Here is a 17,080-nt window from a genome sequence, read left to right on the forward strand (position 1 = left end):
AGGTGATGAAACCAATCCACAACACTATGTTAATTATATCGTATAAGAAAGGATAATGACCGTAACTTGACTACGAGTTCATTATACAAGGTGATGTCTATGATGATCAAACGTGAAAAATACTTAGAAGAAATTAGAAAAGTAATGGGTAAGCAAGTGATTAAAGTACTACTTGGTATGCGCCGTGTTGGAAAATCCACATTACTTTTACAGATACAAGAGGAACTTTTAAGTCAAGGTGTAGAGAAGGATCAAATCATCAGTCTTAATTTTGAGTGGTTGGAGTTTGAACCCCTTAAAGAATATAAGACGCTTTATGAATATATTGAATCAAAGAAAATTGAAGGTAAGAAAACCTATGTTTTCCTGGATGAAGTTCAGGAAGTTGAAGGCTTTGAAAAGGTTGCTAATTCATTGAACTCAAAGGGTGATACAGAAGTCTTCATCACAGGCTCTAACTCAAAACTTTTATCTGGAGAACTTGCAACCTATTTAACAGGTCGCTTTTATACCATAGAAGTCTTGCCACTTTCGTATAGAGAAGTATATGAAGGGTTTACAAATTTTGATGTGGGTTTATCTACAAAAGAGAGTGTATTTTTAGACTACCTAAAAACTGGTGGCATGCCTGGAAAATTCCAGTTTGAAGAAGAACGCACGGCTAAAAACTATCTCATGGATATGTATCAGTCCATTTTGTTAAGAGATATTGTCAAGCGTTACAATGTAAGGGATGTAGATTTGTTACAGCGATTTATGTTATATCTCATTCATAATATCGGTCAAATATTCTCTGCGATCACCATAACGAATTACTTAAAAAGTGAAGGTCGAAAACTCTCAAAAGAAACCATTTATAACCATATAGAAGCTGCAAAGAGTACGTATCTGGTTCATGGTGTACCACGCTATAATATCAAGGGCAAAGAACTTATAAAAACCAATGAGAAATACTTTATTAACGATTTAGGAATTAGAAATCTTTACTTTGATAACGAAAAAGATATTGGTCAGGCTCTTGAGAATGTTGTTTACCTTGAACTTAGAAGAAGAAACTATGAGATTTATGTGGGTAAATTTGATGATAAAGAAGTTGATTTTATAGCCATTGATGGCGATACGACAAAATATATCCAGGTGACTTATCTACTCGCTGAAGAATCGACGATTGAAAGGGAGTTTTCGGTACTTGAAAGCATTGAGGATAATTTCCCAAAGATGGTTATTTCTATGGACAGAGTGAACCGCTCAAGAAATGGCATTGAGCATAAGAACATTATTGACTTCCTCTTGGAAGATTAGACCAGTACACTAGTGTGCTGTAAGAGATACGTTGTATTTTACAGCAATTTCTTGTATGATTTTACTAGAAGGAGTTGATGAAAATGTCAAAAATACGCCCAGTTTCTGATTTAAGAAATTATAATGACGTACTAAATGCTTGTAAAGAAGGTTCGCCTGTTTACTTAACTAAAAAGGGACGAGGCAAATATGTGCTAATGGATATTGAAGATTATGAGAAAATGAAAGCCACTCTAAAATTGGTGGCGCATATAGAAGAAGGTGAAAAATCCGCCAGAGAGGAAGGTTGGATTTCGATGGATGCTATTGAATCTGCCTTAGGATTATAAATATGTATAAGGTTCAAATTTCACCACTCGCTAAAGAAGATCTGATGAAAATCAAAGTTTATTTAGAGGAAGAAATTGGTGTAAAAATTGCTTCTGAAAAGATAAAACAGCTACTAATAAGTATCAGACGATTTGAAGCATTTCCATTAATGGGTAGACCTCTTTTGAATGTCATTGATATCCCCACAGATTATATGTATTTAGTCGTAGAGAAAAACTATGTGTTCTATCGTTTGGAACAAGAAACAGTAAAGATTATCCGCATCATAGATACAAGACAAAACTATATCGACATTCTGTTTGGTGAGTGAAAAACCGCAGTCTGGTGTCAATGGGCATATAAGGCAATTGAACGATGAAAGTTGGAAAAATTATAATTTAGTATTTTTTTCGATTATAAACATGAAAAAAATTGTTTTTTCTAATTATATCTAATATAATCAGAAAAAAGGAGAAGAATATGATTGTTCGAAAAAGTTATTTAGATAAACTCACTCAATATAGAGATAATGATTTTATCAAGGTCATTACTGGTGTTAGACGTTCTGGGAAGTCCTCTCTACTTGTTTTGTTTAAAGAATATTTGCTTGATCAAGGCGTAGAAGAGAAGCAAATCATTGAAATAAATTATGAAAAGTTTCAGTTTGATGATTTAAAAGAAGGTTCTAGTTTGCATGCGTTTTTAAATGAGAAAATGGTCAATGAGCAAAGAATGTATTTTCTTATTGACGAAGTACAAGAAATATCAGAGTGGGCAAAGGTTATCAATAGCCTTAGAGTTAGTTTTAATGCAGATATTTATGTAACGGGATCTAACTCTAGAATGTTTTCTGGGGAACACCTGACTTACCTTTCTGGTCGCTATATTGAAATTAAAGTATTGCCATTGTCATTTAAAGAATTTCTTGATTTTAGAGGTTATGATGAACAAATGGCAGAGGCGTATTTTAATGAGTACCTTCGAATAGGATCATTTCCAGCAGTGAGTCTGGCTGGGCAACAAGAGCTAGTAGAAGCAATATTGTCTGGTTTATTTGATTCAATTTTTACGAGAGATATTATTCTTAGGGGCAATATAAGAGATGAAGGTTCATTTTACAAAGTCGCTAAGTTTGTATTTGAAAACATAGGGAACAGTACCTCAGCAAATGCAATAAAAAACACAATGATATCAAGCGGTCATAAAATCACTTCTGATACAGTTGACAATTATCTGCAGCTGATGTGTGACGCTCATATGCTCTATCAATGTGAGCGGTACGATATACGGGGAAAAGAACGCTTGAAAACAAATGGAAAGTATTATGTTGTTGATACTGGATTGCGCAATAAGCTTATTGGTTATAGACAAGGGAATTTGGGTCATGTGATAGAGAATATAGTTTTTCTACAGCTTTTACGGTTAGGATATGAAGTCAATGTAGGTAAAAATATGTCCTATGAAGTAGACTTCATTGCTGTAAAAGGAGTGCATAGACTCTATTTTCAAGTGAGTTTATCTGCTTTGGATGAATTAACTTATGAAAGAGAAATAAATTCATTGTTAAAAATTAATGATCAATATCCTAAATATTTGATTACGATGGATAAAATTGATTTGTCAAAAGATGGCATTCTCCATGTGAATTTATTTGATTTCTTATTGGAGAAAGTAGATTTTTGATCAATTAGTGAAAAACCGCAGTTTGGTATTATATGAAGAGCCGTACCACCTAGAATGCATATTTGGAAGGAAGTGAATCATGAAACGTTTACTTATGTATGTGAAGCTATTGGCACTTGGAATCAAACGGGCTTTTGAGAGATTTCCGGAAACATTGACAGTTTCTATGCTTTTTGTAGTTACAGTTATGATGATGATTCATGCAGATTATGATCGGAAATGGATTGATGTTTTAGAGGATATTGTTTTGCCTTTGGTTGTTGGCATTCCCTTGTTTGCCAATGTGAAACTTTTGGTTGAACGCTATGGGCTCTCCCTTAAGATGCGGGGAATTTTAGATGGTGTTGCTTTAGCTTTGATAATCCTTTACGGGGTTATGATTCCAGAGGAAATTACAGGCTATTTTATGATGCGATTTTTCGCACTTGTGGCCATTTTATTAATTGCCTTCTTATGTATCCCTTATTTTTATGACCGGAAGGGTTTGTCCCAATATATTTTGTTGATGGCGGGACGCTTCTTCTTGACAATTTTGTATTCAGGCGTGATTTTTGGCGGTATTGCCATGATGATTTTCACGGTGGAATCTTTGTTTGGACTTGACTTTGTCAGTGAAATATATTTGGACTTGTTTGTTATAATTTCAGGGGTGTTCGGGGTTTCGTTTTTCCTTGGCACGGTACCTGAAAGAGATGAAGACTTAGCGATTGAGGACTACTCAAAGATATTTAAAACACTTTTCTTATATATTGTCTTACCGATTATAAGCGTCTATCTTGTGATTCTTTATGCGTATTTCGTCAAAATTTTATTTGATTTTGATTTGCCTCAGGGTTTGATTGGAAACCTTGTTTTATGGCATGCAATGGTGAGTGCTGTGACCTTGTTTTTTGTTCGGGACTTACGGCAAAGTTTGGCTTGGCTTGAGAAATTTTTCAAGATTTATATCCCTTTGATGGTGGTCCCGATGGGGATGTTCTTTTTGGCATTATGGATTCGAATTGACGCCTATGGGATTACCATGCCACGGTATTTTGTAGTGGCACTTGGAATTTTTGCCTTGATTGGTATGGGCATGATGCGTCTTTCGAAAAAGGATACAGCTTTACCTGTGATGATTGTCTTGGTTACTTTAGTAGGGATATCGTTTTTTGGCCCCCTATCGGGTTATGCCTTGACACTTAGGGATCAAAGTAGTCGGCTGGAAACAATGCTTAAATCCAATGACATGCTTTCGGATTCAGGGGATTTAATCGCTAGACCAGATTTGTCAGAAAGCAAACAACGGGAAGTGGCCAGTCAAATTCAATTTTTAATTCGAAATTATCCTGTGGCGGCAGTAAGTGTGTTGCCGTCTGATTTCAGCGACGAAACTTCAGAAGCGTATTTAGGGTTTAAATTATATGGGTACTGGCCAATTCGTGAGGGAAGGGAATATTTCTATTTGGAAGACCATAAAAATGCCAGCACTTTTGCACTTAATGGTGCAGATTATCTGGTAATTATGGAGTCCTATACCCCATTTGAAAACCAAAAATTAAGTTCTTCTTTGGAAATTGAAAAGCAAGTGGATACGCAAATCCTTGTCCTAAAATGGGAAAACCAAAGCCTTGGTCAAATTGATTTAGAACTTGAAGCTGGACGGTTTTACGAAAATCAAGCCTCACAGCCAACATTTGAGTTTGCAGTCCCCGGAGATGAAAAATCGGTTGAAGTCAAACTGATTTATAGGGGCATGAATGGGTATTTAGAAGCTGAAGACAACCGTGTAATTGATTATTATCATGTGTGGCTTTTAATAGATGAAAAGAATTAATTCACAAATTATTCATATTGAGCGTGCCATAAAACGGTATAATAATTAGAGGAGCGAAATAAACAAATGAGGGAATAGGATATGAAATTAGAAAAAGAGAAGGGTATTGTGTACACGAGCGATTTATTTGTAGAAAAAATGGTCGAAATTTTTAAGGCCAGCGAAAAGCCATCTCCACACTTAATTGGTGTGGAGATGGAACATTTTTTGATTAACACTCAAACCTTGAACAGTTTAAGGTATGGTGAAAGTGGTGGTCAGCATGAGATGATGCGAAAATTAACACAAAAAGGATGGCACGTTATTTTAGAAGAATCTCAAAATGTATTGGGACTTGAGAAAGACGGTTCCACCTTGACTTTGGAACCGGGCGGACAGGTGGAATTAAGTTTGCCGCCTTATGGAAGTGTTGAAAAAATTCAAGATCTGTACTTGACGCATCGCAAAGAAATTGAAGAAGTCTTGGGTGAAAATCAAGCATTGGTATCCTTGGGTTACCATCCAAAGAGCAAAATAGGCGACCTGCCTTTGTTGCCCAAGAAGCGCTACAAGATGATGTATGATTATTTTGTGTCACATGGTGCTTTTTGTCATAACATGATGAAAGGGACCGCATCCACTCAAGTGTCAATTGACTATAAAGATGAACTGGATTTTAGACGCAAGTTTAGAGTGGCAAATTTTTTATCGCCAATTCTAGCAGACCTATTTGAAGCGACCCCTATTTTTGAAGGTGCACTTTATGGACGGCCTAATTGTAGGCTATCAATCTGGGAAGAAACAGACAGCAAAAGGTCCAAATTGATTTCAGGAAGCTTGGACCAAAACTTTGGGTATGCGGATTATGCCCGTTATTTGCTTAAGATTCCACCAATTGTTTTGCTGTCTGAAGGTGTCGTTTATGAAACAGGTAATGAGCCTCTTGACGCTTTGTTATCGCGGTTTCCGCTTACCGATTCTGATATAGACCATCTGCTTTCCATGGTTTTTCCTGATGTTAGGGTGAAAAGCTACATTGAAATACGGATGGCAGATGCCCTACCTTATCCTTTTGGATTTGCTGTGCCGGCGATTATTAAAGGCATCTTTTATAACGCGGCAAATTTAGAGTATTTTTATGAGATTTCTAAAGCCTATGATGATGACTTTGTTCGAAAGCAAAATAGGGATTTGGTCCTTGAAAATCGGATGATGTCAGAAGACTTTACGAGAGTGTCTGAAGCGGTGGTTCATAAAGCCATGGATGTTTTGGACAAAAATGAGCGGGATATTTTGAGCCGTTTAGTGGGTATAAGAGCGCGTGAAGGGTCTGTGGCTCAGTGGCTTCGCAGGTTATATGTACAGGATTCAGACGCTTTTTTAAAAGTGATTGTAGGACTGGAGGATGCTTATGAAAATTGAATCTCAAATAATAGATAAAATTATGAAATCTCCGGAGGCTTATGCGGGTGATTTTCTAAATATGGAAAAATCGGTTGCGGGTTCTGGTGCAATTTATAAGGGCAAACCTGTTCCTTATTTGTATATTCCGAAGGTCTATACACCAGAAGATGTGGTCAGTTTTGAACAAGCACTTGATGGGATGATGGCAATTTGTGATAAAGTAATTGATTTGTATGAAACAGATCCAGACGTTAGGGCTCTATTTGGTTTTGATTCTAGGTTGGAAGAATTGATTCTAAAGCCTTCAGGGTACTCAAGGCGGGTGCCTATGGGACGGTTTGATATTTTTTATTATGGGCCTGATGCGTATATGTTTTGTGAACTAAATGCGGATGGGGCGTCTGCCATGAATGAAGAAACAGAATTGACATCGGTTCTGATGGGCAGTAAGCCCATGTTGGAGCTTTCTAAAACCCATAAAATTGAACGATTTGAGCTGTTTCAATCTTGGGTAAATGAGGTGGGCGTTTTATATTCAGAGTTCTTATCCAATCAAGGCGCTGAGATGTCCAGCGACAGCCCTACTGTAATGGCTATTGTAGATTTTATGGATAAATCGAGTCCGCTTGAATTTGAAGTGTTTAAGAAAGCTTTTGAATCAAAGGGTTATCGGGCTTTTATTGTGGACCCAAGAGACATAACTGTGTCTGGTGGACGGATGATGACAAACGGTCATGAAATAGATGTGGTTTACAGACGCCTTGTAACGAAAGATTTAATGGACCGTTATGATGAAATTCCTGAATTTATAGAAGGCCTTAAAGCGGGAAAAACCTGTATTGTTGGAAGTTTAAAAACGCAAATTATTCATACGAAAAAGTTTTTTGAAGCTTTATATCAGAATGCGGTGAGACGTCATTTATCGAGTGAAGAAATTGCCTTTATAGAGGCACATGTGCCGCTAACCATGCCGCTTAAAGATTTTGGTCCAGAGGATGTATTGCTTCAGAATAAAGACCAATATATTTTAAAGCCGATTGATTTTTATGCCTCTAAGGGCGTCTGTGCGGGTTCAGATTATAGTCCAGAAGAATGGAAGAACTTGCTTGAAAGTCATTTTGGGGATACGCATATAATACAGGCCTATTGTCCTGTATCTTTTACTGAAAATATCCTATATAATGGTAAGAGTTTTGAAAAAAAAGACTTTAGAACCATTACGGGCTTATTTGTTTATAATGGCAAGTTGGCTGGCGTGTATACACGGGCTGGATTGAATGCCATTATTTCTGGACTCCATGATGGGTATACACTTTCATCAGTGGTGGTAAAATCCAAGAAATAGGGTGAAGAAAAATGTATGATATTAGAGATGTTCTTCAAAGGGGCATTGAAATTGCGGCTAAGCGAAAAACACTATATGAAAAAGCGAAAGAAAATGAACCGGATCTTAGAAATCAGATGATTTATAATATGATGATACGGGCCTTAGAGCGGGATGAAACCTATTATAAGCAAATTATGCTGAGTATTTCAGATGCCATGGCAGAAGCAATAGATTTTGGTATATATGATAAAATTTCATCGCTTGTGAATCAATTTATGAGAACTTTGATTCCACCTAGCTCTCATGACCGAAAAGAAATTGTTGGATATATTATTGAACAAGAGAAGTCCATTTATGCACTTGCTATTGACATCCAAGGGCGTATGGTAACCGATGATTTAACATCTATGACGATAGCCTACTATGTGATGACAGAAATTATTGAAGACAAAAAACAACTGATAGATAAATTTGAGCAACTGGTGCGATAAAGCCAGGCGTTTTTGATTCAGTAAATCTATTTTGTGGTATAATGGGAATAATCAAACTTTTGGAGGTTGTAATGAGTGAGAGCAAGACACGCATGAAATCCCGCACTAGGTTTGCGCTGAGCATACATATGAAATATGGTGAAGTTCTGCACGTTGAGGGATTAACAAGAGAAGAAAAAGATCAGTATTTTGATCTTGCAAGAGATAGCAGCAGGTCTGTTGTGGTGGAAGATGCAACCAGTATCCGCCATATTGCAAGCACTGATATTGCCAAGATAACTGTAAAACCCTATGATGAACAGGTTGAGAAGATTATGTTGCCCGTTCGGAAAATTTTGTTTACAGAATCGACGCTGGGCCGCCGCTTGTTTGGTCTTTTGATTAAACTGTTTGTTGCCGCATCAGTTATTGGTGTTATTGGTGTTTTTGGACTGGCAATGATTGAAGGCAATATAGTGGATGTTTTCTTTGAACCTGAACTCTTTTCTGAAACCCTTCAAAAAGGTTTGGATTTTGTTGAAATGTTGTATGGCTATGTATTTGTTTTAATGCTGCTCCTTGCGCTTGTGGATCTTGTACTTGGACTTAGAGAATTCCACTTTATTAATTCTGATGGTGAAGAAGCTGCTGAAAATCCAAGAATTATGAACTTAGGAACAGTAATTATTTTCGCAATTGTGTTCAAAGGCATTGTAGCAGTCCTCTCTCGAGTTGTCGGAATGTTGTAGGCCCATTAAAATGAATCAAAATAGAGCTTCCGCAGAATTGCGGGGGCTTTTTTAAGAGGAGATAACGAGATGAAGAATCCTGTAAATACGTTGATTAATCACGAGTTTTTAATGACCAATGGACTTGGTGGATATGCTTTTGGAACCCTTGAAGGACCCAGCGCAAGGAAGTATCATGGACTTTATACTGTTAGTCTAACGCCTCCAGTTCAAAGGCGCCATATGATCTCAAAAATACAGAAAAGAATATGGCTTGATGATGAAGCAATTGTGTTAAATCATGACCTTAGAGCTGGAACACAAGAAATCGAATCTACTTGTGTTAACTTTGTGCATAAAGGCACAATTTTTCAAACTTATCAACAAGGAAACCTCATGTGGCATAGGGAGCTGGCTTTTAAGTATGGCACGAACGAACTGGCAATTGTATATGAGTTTGATGTCCCACAGGATTGTTTTTTGGAGATGGAGCCGTGGTTTAATTTCAGAGACCATCATGAGACAGAAACGCCGGATATGAGCCTGTATCAAGGCGCGTTCACAGAAGATGAAGGGGTGCTTAAGGTGACCGATGGGGCACATGAAGTTTTTATGAAAAGTCATGGGATTTTTTCGCCTAATAAAACGTATACAGAAGAAAGCTGGTATCCAATTGAAACAAGGCGGGGATACCCAGATTTGGAAAAGCATATTTCCATGGGTGTTTTTCGGTACCCGTTGAAAAAGGGGGCAAACAGAGTTGAAATCAGCATTAACATAGAGAATTTATTTTCTTCGCCAGATTCGGTCCTAAAAAGTCGCAAAGACCGTTACATGACTATGGTTGAAAAAACAGGTTTTTCAAATGCGTCAATAGCGAAACTGGTACAGGCAGCAGATGATTTTGTGGTCTACCGACAAAATACCGGCAAGAAAACAATTATTGCTGGTTATCCGTGGTTTACCGATTGGGGCAGAGACACCATGATTGCACTTCCTGGTCTTACATTGGTGACGGGGCGTTATGAGGAAGCCTTGGAAATGATAGAAGGGTTTTTATCAAAAGCATATCGTGGGATTATACCCAATAATTTTCCAGATGAAGGTGAAGCCCCTATGTACAATACTTCTGATGGAACCCTATGGCTTTTTAACGCCGTATATCATTATTATGAACATACAAAAGATTTATCGGGTGTTCGCAACTTATTGCCAGACTTAATTTCAATTATCAAACACCATATAGAAGGAACCATTAATGACATTTACATGGATGAAGATGGCCTGCTTAATACTGGGAATCCAGAGACGCAATTGACGTGGATGGATGTTAAAGTAGAGGGGTGGGTGGTTACGCCAAGACATGGTAAAGCTGTTGAAATTAATGCCCTCTGGTATAATGCCGTTAAAATTTTAATGGCACTTACTGAAGCAACGGACAGTAAGTCTCTCATAGCATCTATGGATTTGGAGACCTTGTCAGAGAAAATACGGATTGGTTTTAATGAAAAATTCTGGAATGAAAAGACAGGCAGTTTATATGATTTGATTATTGAGGGCGAACCTGTGGACATTCCAAGGCCCAATATGATTTTTTCTGTGGGATTGACATTTCCAGTTTTGGAACCTTCGCGTTGGGCATCTGTTGTGTCTTATGTGGAAAAATCCTTTAAAGTACCTTATGGTCTTTTGACGTTAAAACGTGATGATGAAAATTTCCATGCCCACTATGAAGGGGATTTGTTGAAACGAGACGGGGCATACCACCGTGGAACGGCTTGGGGGTGGCTCCTTGGACCGTATCTGGAAGCGCATTATAAAACATTTAAAGATCGAAAGTCAATATTAGAGGATTTAAATCTTGCTTTTGCGCATTTGGAAGAGGGCATTCATGGCAGTTTTTCGGAAATATTTGAAGGCGAAGCCCCACATTTGCAACGTGGATGCTCCGCCCAAGCATGGTCGGTAGGTGAACTTTTGAGAATTTGGTGGTTACTCCACCACTAGAAATAAAATTTCAAAAGCTTCCAACTGAGATTCAAAATGTCCGTCTGAAAAGTCTGGATGTGAAACTTTAGATGTATAATTCAAAAGCCTTGAAGCCTCGTGGTCAAAGCTTATCGTTTTGGGCTTTGAGGATGCGTTAATGAGAACAAGCATTCTCTGGCCTTCTTTTTGAATTTCATATAAGATGTGGTCTTTTTCAAAATCAATGACGGAAAATGTGTCCACATAGGTTTTTCGAATTTCAGTAAGCAGTCGGATATAATCCGGGAACTCATGGGACTCGGTAGCTTCCCAGTCCATGAATTTTCTGTTATCGGGATCGGCACCACCCGTCATTGCAATTTCAGTTCCGTAGTAAAGAACTGGTATATTGGGATAGGTGTACATAAAAGTAAGCGCCTGTTTCATATGGGCTTCCCCATTTTTAGGAAAGAGACTCACATATCTGGGATTGTCATGATTGTCTATAAAGAGCGCGTTTGAAGCTGCCGATTCAAAGGTTTCCTCTTTGGAAAAGGCATTGACCAAAGAAAACATGTTTGGAAGTGGGTTAAATGCATTTTGAAGGCCGGCATAAAGGGAATAATTTGTGACGCTGTCCATTCCAGACCGCCTATAGGCTTCTAGGTTGCGTGTGTTTTCATCCCAAACTTCACCAAGGAAAAAGAAATCTGGATATTCTGCCTTTATGGCGTTAGTGAATTGAACCCAGTAAGATTTTGGGACATGCCTTACGGTGTCAAGTCTAAAGCCATCTATTCCGGTTTCGTCAATCCACCAAAGCGCATTGTCTATAAAATATTGAGCGACTTCGGGATTGGTTTGGTCCAAATCAGGCAATCCGGCAAGCCAACCAAGTTCAACGTCTTCAGGATCACGCCAATTTTCAATGGTACGATTTGGATTGAACCAATCTTTTTTCTCAGAATCGGTTAGCCAAGGTGCGTCATAGCCAGTGTGGTTTACAATATAGTCCAGGATAACTTTTATGTCTCTTTTATGGGCTTCTGTTACCAGCCTTTTAAAAGTTTCCAAATCGCCAAAATGTGGATCAACGGCATAAAAATCATGAATCCAATAACCGTGATAGCCACCTGGGCCATTTTGCATGATAGGTGTAATCCAAATAGCAGTCATTCCAAGAGATTTAATATAGTCAAGCCTTTGGACAATGCCCTCTAGGTCGCCCCCTTGAAAAGCCTTAGGGTCATGGGGGTTTACGTCGCTTAAGGAATTGGGGCTGGCATCCATAAATCGGTCAACCAGGATAAAGTAGATTCGGTCATCTTCCGTGATGCCCTTTTCAGCTGGTGTCGTCTGGGTGCAGCCTGAAAGTAATATGAGAATACTTATTAGTGCAATCGTTATGCGTTTCATAGAGCCTCCTTAATCATGCAATCGCTTGCGCTTGTTTTTTTTATTGTAACGAAAAATATGTGGAATGACAATGTAAAATTAGGGGATAAGGGAAAGACATGTCTGGTCTATTGACTTTTGGAAGGAAAATTCATATAATGAATAGTGCAAACGGTTGCAAAATTGAAATTTAGGGTTTCTTATACATAAAATTGACTTGAATTTGATTAAAATGGATTGAAAGTGAGGGTATTATGAAAAAAAGAAGTAGCGGTGTCCTATTGCACATATCATCTTTGCCGGGAGAATTTGGAATTGGAGATTTAGGTAAGGGCGCGTATGCCTTTTTAGACTTTTTAGAGGCATCTAAGCAAAAAAATTGGCAAATACTCCCGATTGGCATAACGGGCTATGGTGATTCACCTTATCAGTCTTTTTCAGCATTTGCAGGGAATCCTTATTTTATTGATTTACAGGAACTCATAGACGCAGGCTATTTAGACTCAAAAAGTGTTAAAAAGGCGCATTTAGGGAAACACAAACATAAGGTTGATTATGAGCACCTGTATTTTCATAAAATGCCACTTTTGAGAGCGGCTTATGAGACTGCAAAGGATACAATCAGACCAGAACTAGACTTGTTCTATAAAGCGGAAAAAATCTGGCTGGAGGATTTTGCTTTGTACATGGCCATTAAGGCTGAAAATGATAACAAATCTTGGCTTCACTGGGCACCAGGCTACGAAAACAGACATACAGAAGCGGTTGACGCGTTTAAGAAGACTCATGAATCTGAGATTTATTTTTGGGTGTTCACCCAGTATTATTTTTACAAGCAGTGGCGTGCACTTAAGGCAGAAGCCAACCGCCGGGGCATTTCAATTATTGGGGACTTGCCAATCTATGTTGCTGAAGACAGTGCTGACGTTTGGGCAAACCCTGAGTACTTTAAATTAACCCAGTTTTTTAGACCGGTCTGTGTTGCTGGCTGTCCGCCAGATGCGTTTTCGGAGACGGGACAATTGTGGGGAAATCCAATTTACAATTGGGATCAGATGGAAAAAGAGAATTACGCATGGTGGATTCGAAGAATTAGCCATAGTCTAGAACTTTTCGATGTGGTTCGAATTGATCATTTTAGAGGCTTTGAAGCTTATTGGGAGATTCCATATGGCGACCCTACAGCAGAAAATGGGATTTGGACCAAGGGACCTGGCAAGGCACTTTTCAAGGTGATTCAAGAGGAACTTGGCGATGTGAACATTATTGCAGAAGATCTTGGCTACTTAACACAAGAGGTTATTGATTTAAGGGAATACACCGGTTTTCCAGGCATGAAAATTCTACAATTTGCCTTTGATGCACGGGAAGAGAGCGATTATTTGCCCCATAATTATTCTGAAAATTTTGTGGCCTATACTGGGACACATGACAATGAAACTGTTGTGGGTTGGATGGATCAGGTTGCCAAAGCAGATCGAGATTTTGCAATTGATTATTTGAAACTGGACCGGTCAGAAGGCTATAATTGGGGATTTATCCGGGGGGTTTGGAGTTCAACTGCTTATATGGCAATTGCCCAGATGCAAGATTTTTTGGGATTGGACAACAAGGCGCGGATGAATTTTCCGTCAACTTTAGGTGGCAATTGGCTGTGGCGCATTACTGAAAAAGATTTGTCCGAGAGTTTGGCCGAGAAGATGGCTAGAATCACAAAATTATATGGTAGGGCCTAATGCGTGGTGTAATTAATAAAACCAACGGGAAAATATTGGGCTCTATCATTAAAATGAATCGCTTGCATAAAAACATGAGTCAAAAAGCGTTGGCAGGAGACATTTGCGTGGGCTCATATTTGAGTCGAATTGAAAATGGTGAGATTTTGCCATCTGAGCAAGTGATTGCCCAACTTTTTACGGCTTTGGAAATTGCCTATAATGATGACGAAGTCTTTTTAAGTGAGGGCACCCGGTTAATTGATCGATTTTTAGAGGAATTGAACATTAATGAGTTTGAAACATCCAGCCGGATTTTTAGTGAAATTGACCAACAATCTGAACGTTTTAGACATTCGCCTTTAATTATCGATTATTACATTGCCAGATTGGCATATTATTGTACCACACATTATCGAGATACATTTGAAGAAACCAGTAACCTCTTGGAATCGGTAATTGATTTGATGACATACACACAGAAATTTAGATATTTTTTATACCGTGGTATTGATCAAATTCAAGTGGCTCGCGATACAAAGCGCGCTTACAGTTTTTTGACAGAAGCAAAAGGGGCGGATGAAAATGGACATTTATGGTATTGGTTGGGCTATTTATACTTAATTGAAACAAACGCTGTGAAGGCTTTTGAGTGTTTTACCATTGCCTTACAGTATTATCTAAGTGAAGCGAATCTTTTGAGCATAATGGGGACATATGAGATGATGGGTCTTGTTTATGCAGCGGAAAATCACTATGAAGAAGCGAAGCTTTATTTTGACAAAGGCCATAAAATTGCTGAAAAATTAGGGTTATCGTCTTATATTCGAAATTTTGAGAACCATGTTTTATGGCTTGATTTTAGAGGCCATAAAATGGACCGGATTCTGAAAACTGTGGTGAGCAATGTGCCATTTACAGGCTACAGTATTCCTGGACCGATTACAAAAGTGCTTGCAGGGTTGGCTGTTGGAAATCGGGAGGAAGCTGAGGCGTGTTCAAAAATGCTCATTGAGATTGGGTCATATGATGCGTCTTATACAGCGGCACTGGTTAAAGACTTTGATTTCCAAGCTGGTCTTCCCAAGAGCGAGATTATCCCTACTGACCTTTTGAAATCTGAATCGGTGCTCATGAGACAATATGCTAAAGAGGTACTCGTTCAGTTCTTCAAGGCACACAGACGCTATAAAGAAGTGGCTGAATTACTAGAAAAAGACAATTGAGGTGGACATGAATTTAATTGGAATAACGCATGAAGCGAAAAGTGCTTATGCTTACGCTTATAACGAAGACACATTACACATTCGCCTTAGAACTGTGAAAGACGATATTGAATCCGTCAATCTGGTCTGGGGCGATCCTTTTTTGTGGCAAAATGGCAAGTGGATTCCCGACGCAGCATCGGGCCAGGCAATGGACAAACATTTGTCTGATGATTGGTATGATTATTGGTTTATTGAAATAAAAACGAAAACCAAGCGGACGCGTTATGGGTTTCAACTTTCAGATGAAAAACAGACGGTATTTTTAGGGGCACACGGTGTGGTGGATCTTACGAAACATCCGGAAGCCGCATACGAAGTGGGTGATTTTTTTAATTTTCCCTATATTAACCGTGAAGATTTGTTCAAGGCACCGGATTGGGTAAAAGAGTCCATTTGGTACCAAATTTTCCCGGAACGCTTCTGTAATGGTGACCCTAGCATTGATTTGCCAGGAACCCTTCCTTGGGGCAGTGAACAAGTTGTGACAAATGAAATGAAATTTGGCGGGGATTTACGTGGTGTTATAGAAAAGTTGGATTATTTAACGGATTTAGGCGTTAATGGCATCTACTTTACACCAATTTTCAAATCACCTTCAACACACAAATATGATACGGTTGATTATTATTGTATTGATCCTTCATTTGGAACAAATGCACTGTTTAAAGAGTTGGTGGAGAAAGCCCATGCGCGTGGAATTCGGGTTGTTTTAGATGCTGTATTTAACCACTGTGGCATTGACCATCCTTTCTTTCAGGATGTTCTTCAAAAGGGAAAGGCGTCGCCGTATTATGGGTATTTTCACATGAACGATGAGGGATATGAAACGTTTGCATTTACACCTAAAATGCCCAAGTGGCGCACAGGAAATCCGGAAGTTGAACGTTATTTGCTCGACATAGGGGCTTATTGGGTTGAGCAGTATGATATTGATGGGTGGCGACTGGATGTTTCAAATGAAGTTTCTCATGATTTCTGGCGGAAGTTTAGGAAGCGCATGAAGGCCATTAAACCTGATTTTTTTATCTTGGGGGAAAACTGGGACCGGTCAGAACCATGGCTTCGTGGCGATCAATTTGATTCGGTGATGAATTACGAATTTTCATACCCAGTTTGGCGGCTCCTAGATCCTGCTTACCCCGATTATGGGGTACACGATTATAGAAACAGTATCAGTAGCCTTTTGGCAAGTTACCCTGTTCACGTGTCTGAAAATCTTTTCAATTTAATTGACAGCCATGATACAAGTCGTATTAAAACTGTTTTTGGTGGGGATGTAAATCGCGTTAAAATTGCATATGCACTCTTGCTAACGCATAGTGGTGCCCCGAGCATCTACTATGGAAGTGAAGTGGGGCTTGAAGGTGTCCATGATGGCAACAGGCAGTGTATGGTTTGGGAGCCTGATGCTCAAGATCAGAATTTGCGGACTTATGTTAAACACTTGATTGAGATTCGGAAAAAATATAGGGCTTTTAAATCGCCAAATTTGACTTGGCTTCAAGTTGATTCCGTTCCAGCGCTTTTGGCATTTGAAAAAAAAGAGGGTAATGAACGCGTGAGGTGCTATATCAATGCATCTGAAAATAAAGTGACGGTTTTGATGGAACCGGGTTGGAAAAACCTATTCAGTGATACGCCTATACCGGGTGGTTATTATGAGCTTGATCCTTGGTCCGTTGTACTGACGGGTGAGTATGTTGCCCATTAATTTCC

The 17,080-nt window shown here is 38.7% G+C and carries 14 protein-coding genes; 13 read left to right on the forward strand and 1 reads right to left on the reverse strand.

Features of this window, described 5'->3' with window-relative positions:
* The first annotated feature begins 99 nt into the window (after window positions 1-99).
* The 10 genes from JOC49_RS10345 to JOC49_RS10390 all read left to right on the forward strand — a co-directional run bounded on the left by JOC49_RS10345 (window position 100) and on the right by JOC49_RS10390 (window position 11,025).
* The gene (locus JOC49_RS10345) at window positions 100-1,302 is read left to right on the forward strand and encodes an ATP-binding protein (RefSeq protein ID WP_204664957.1); all 1,203 of its coding nucleotides are present in this window, start codon (window positions 100-102) and stop codon (window positions 1,300-1,302) included.
* Between the two features lie 83 nt (window positions 1,303-1,385).
* The gene (locus tag JOC49_RS10350) at window positions 1,386-1,631 is read left to right on the forward strand and encodes a type II toxin-antitoxin system prevent-host-death family antitoxin (RefSeq protein ID WP_204664958.1); all 246 of its coding nucleotides are present in this window, start codon (window positions 1,386-1,388) and stop codon (window positions 1,629-1,631) included.
* A 2-nt stretch (window positions 1,632-1,633) separates the two neighbouring features.
* The gene (locus JOC49_RS10355; RefSeq protein ID WP_204664959.1) at window positions 1,634-1,942 is read left to right on the forward strand and encodes a type II toxin-antitoxin system RelE/ParE family toxin; all 309 of its coding nucleotides are present in this window, start codon (window positions 1,634-1,636) and stop codon (window positions 1,940-1,942) included.
* A 149-nt stretch (window positions 1,943-2,091) separates the two neighbouring features.
* On the forward strand, window positions 2,092-3,294 hold the full coding sequence (locus JOC49_RS10360) for an ATP-binding protein (protein WP_204664960.1): 1,203 nt from the start codon (window positions 2,092-2,094) through the stop codon (window positions 3,292-3,294).
* Between the two features lie 79 nt (window positions 3,295-3,373).
* Window positions 3,374-5,110, forward strand: coding sequence for a DUF4153 domain-containing protein (locus tag JOC49_RS10365; protein WP_204664961.1), 1,737 nt, complete (start codon window positions 3,374-3,376; stop codon window positions 5,108-5,110).
* A gap of 81 nt (window positions 5,111-5,191) precedes the next feature.
* Complete coding sequence (locus JOC49_RS10370; RefSeq protein WP_204664962.1) at window positions 5,192-6,511, forward strand: glutamate-cysteine ligase family protein; 1,320 nt, start codon at window positions 5,192-5,194, stop codon at window positions 6,509-6,511.
* A complete protein-coding gene (locus JOC49_RS10375; protein WP_204664963.1) occupies window positions 6,501-7,838 on the forward strand; it encodes a hypothetical protein in 1,338 nt (445 codons plus the stop codon). Before JOC49_RS10370 ends, JOC49_RS10375 begins: the two co-directional genes overlap by 11 nt.
* Window positions 7,839-7,849: 11 nt before the next feature.
* Window positions 7,850-8,311, forward strand: coding sequence for a hypothetical protein (locus JOC49_RS10380; protein ID WP_204664964.1), 462 nt, complete (start codon window positions 7,850-7,852; stop codon window positions 8,309-8,311).
* Window positions 8,312-8,382: 71 nt separating this feature from the next.
* Window positions 8,383-9,039: a hypothetical protein gene (locus JOC49_RS10385; protein WP_204664965.1), complete on the forward strand. Its 657-nt coding sequence runs from the start codon at window positions 8,383-8,385 to the stop codon at window positions 9,037-9,039.
* Between the two features lie 69 nt (window positions 9,040-9,108).
* Entirely contained in the window at window positions 9,109-11,025 is a 1,917-nt protein-coding gene (locus tag JOC49_RS10390) for an amylo-alpha-1,6-glucosidase (RefSeq protein WP_204664966.1), read from the forward strand.
* Here the strand turns inward: JOC49_RS10390 and JOC49_RS10395 are convergent.
* Window positions 11,011-12,402, reverse strand: a complete 1,392-nt coding sequence (locus JOC49_RS10395) for an alpha-amylase family glycosyl hydrolase (protein WP_204664967.1) — start codon at window positions 12,400-12,402, stop codon at window positions 11,011-11,013. The two genes, JOC49_RS10390 and JOC49_RS10395, sit on opposite strands and share 15 nt — an antisense overlap.
* A gap of 233 nt (window positions 12,403-12,635) precedes the next feature.
* On the opposite strand from JOC49_RS10395, the gene malQ reads away from it, so the two are divergent.
* Genes malQ through JOC49_RS10410 form a run of 3 tightly spaced genes read left to right on the forward strand, consistent with a single transcriptional unit; the run spans window position 12,636 to window position 17,075 of the window.
* Entirely contained in the window at window positions 12,636-14,117 is a 1,482-nt protein-coding gene (gene malQ / locus JOC49_RS10400) for a 4-alpha-glucanotransferase (RefSeq protein ID WP_204664968.1), read from the forward strand.
* On the forward strand, window positions 14,117-15,322 hold the full coding sequence (locus tag JOC49_RS10405; protein WP_204664969.1) for a helix-turn-helix domain-containing protein: 1,206 nt from the start codon (window positions 14,117-14,119) through the stop codon (window positions 15,320-15,322). The genes malQ and JOC49_RS10405 overlap by 1 nt, the downstream gene beginning before the upstream one ends.
* Before the next feature lie 7 nt (window positions 15,323-15,329).
* Window positions 15,330-17,075, forward strand: coding sequence for a glycoside hydrolase family 13 protein (locus JOC49_RS10410; protein ID WP_204664970.1), 1,746 nt, complete (start codon window positions 15,330-15,332; stop codon window positions 17,073-17,075).
* Window positions 17,076-17,080: the final 5 nt, after the last annotated feature.

This window comes from Fusibacter tunisiensis, from assembly GCF_016908355.1.
In the GTDB taxonomy this organism is placed as follows: Bacteria; Bacillota; Clostridia; order Peptostreptococcales; family Acidaminobacteraceae; genus Fusibacter_D; species Fusibacter_D tunisiensis.

Coding starts and splice junctions, on each gene's coding strand:
- JOC49_RS10345 (WP_204664957.1), top strand. CDS start 100: ATGATGATCAAACGTGAAAAATACTTAGAAGAAATTAGAAAAGTAATG.
- JOC49_RS10350 (WP_204664958.1), top strand. CDS start 1,386: ATGTCAAAAATACGCCCAGTTTCTGATTTAAGAAATTATAATGACGTA.
- JOC49_RS10355 (WP_204664959.1), top strand. CDS start 1,634: ATGTATAAGGTTCAAATTTCACCACTCGCTAAAGAAGATCTGATGAAA.
- JOC49_RS10360 (WP_204664960.1), top strand. CDS start 2,092: ATGATTGTTCGAAAAAGTTATTTAGATAAACTCACTCAATATAGAGAT.
- JOC49_RS10365 (WP_204664961.1), top strand. CDS start 3,374: ATGAAACGTTTACTTATGTATGTGAAGCTATTGGCACTTGGAATCAAA.
- JOC49_RS10370 (WP_204664962.1), top strand. CDS start 5,192: ATGAAATTAGAAAAAGAGAAGGGTATTGTGTACACGAGCGATTTATTT.
- JOC49_RS10375 (WP_204664963.1), top strand. CDS start 6,501: ATGAAAATTGAATCTCAAATAATAGATAAAATTATGAAATCTCCGGAG.
- JOC49_RS10380 (WP_204664964.1), top strand. CDS start 7,850: ATGTATGATATTAGAGATGTTCTTCAAAGGGGCATTGAAATTGCGGCT.
- JOC49_RS10385 (WP_204664965.1), top strand. CDS start 8,383: ATGAGTGAGAGCAAGACACGCATGAAATCCCGCACTAGGTTTGCGCTG.
- JOC49_RS10390 (WP_204664966.1), top strand. CDS start 9,109: ATGAAGAATCCTGTAAATACGTTGATTAATCACGAGTTTTTAATGACC.
- JOC49_RS10395 (WP_204664967.1), bottom strand. CDS start 12,402: ATGAAACGCATAACGATTGCACTAATAAGTATTCTCATATTACTTTCA.
- malQ (WP_204664968.1), top strand. CDS start 12,636: ATGAAAAAAAGAAGTAGCGGTGTCCTATTGCACATATCATCTTTGCCG.
- JOC49_RS10405 (WP_204664969.1), top strand. CDS start 14,117: ATGCGTGGTGTAATTAATAAAACCAACGGGAAAATATTGGGCTCTATC.
- JOC49_RS10410 (WP_204664970.1), top strand. CDS start 15,330: ATGAATTTAATTGGAATAACGCATGAAGCGAAAAGTGCTTATGCTTAC.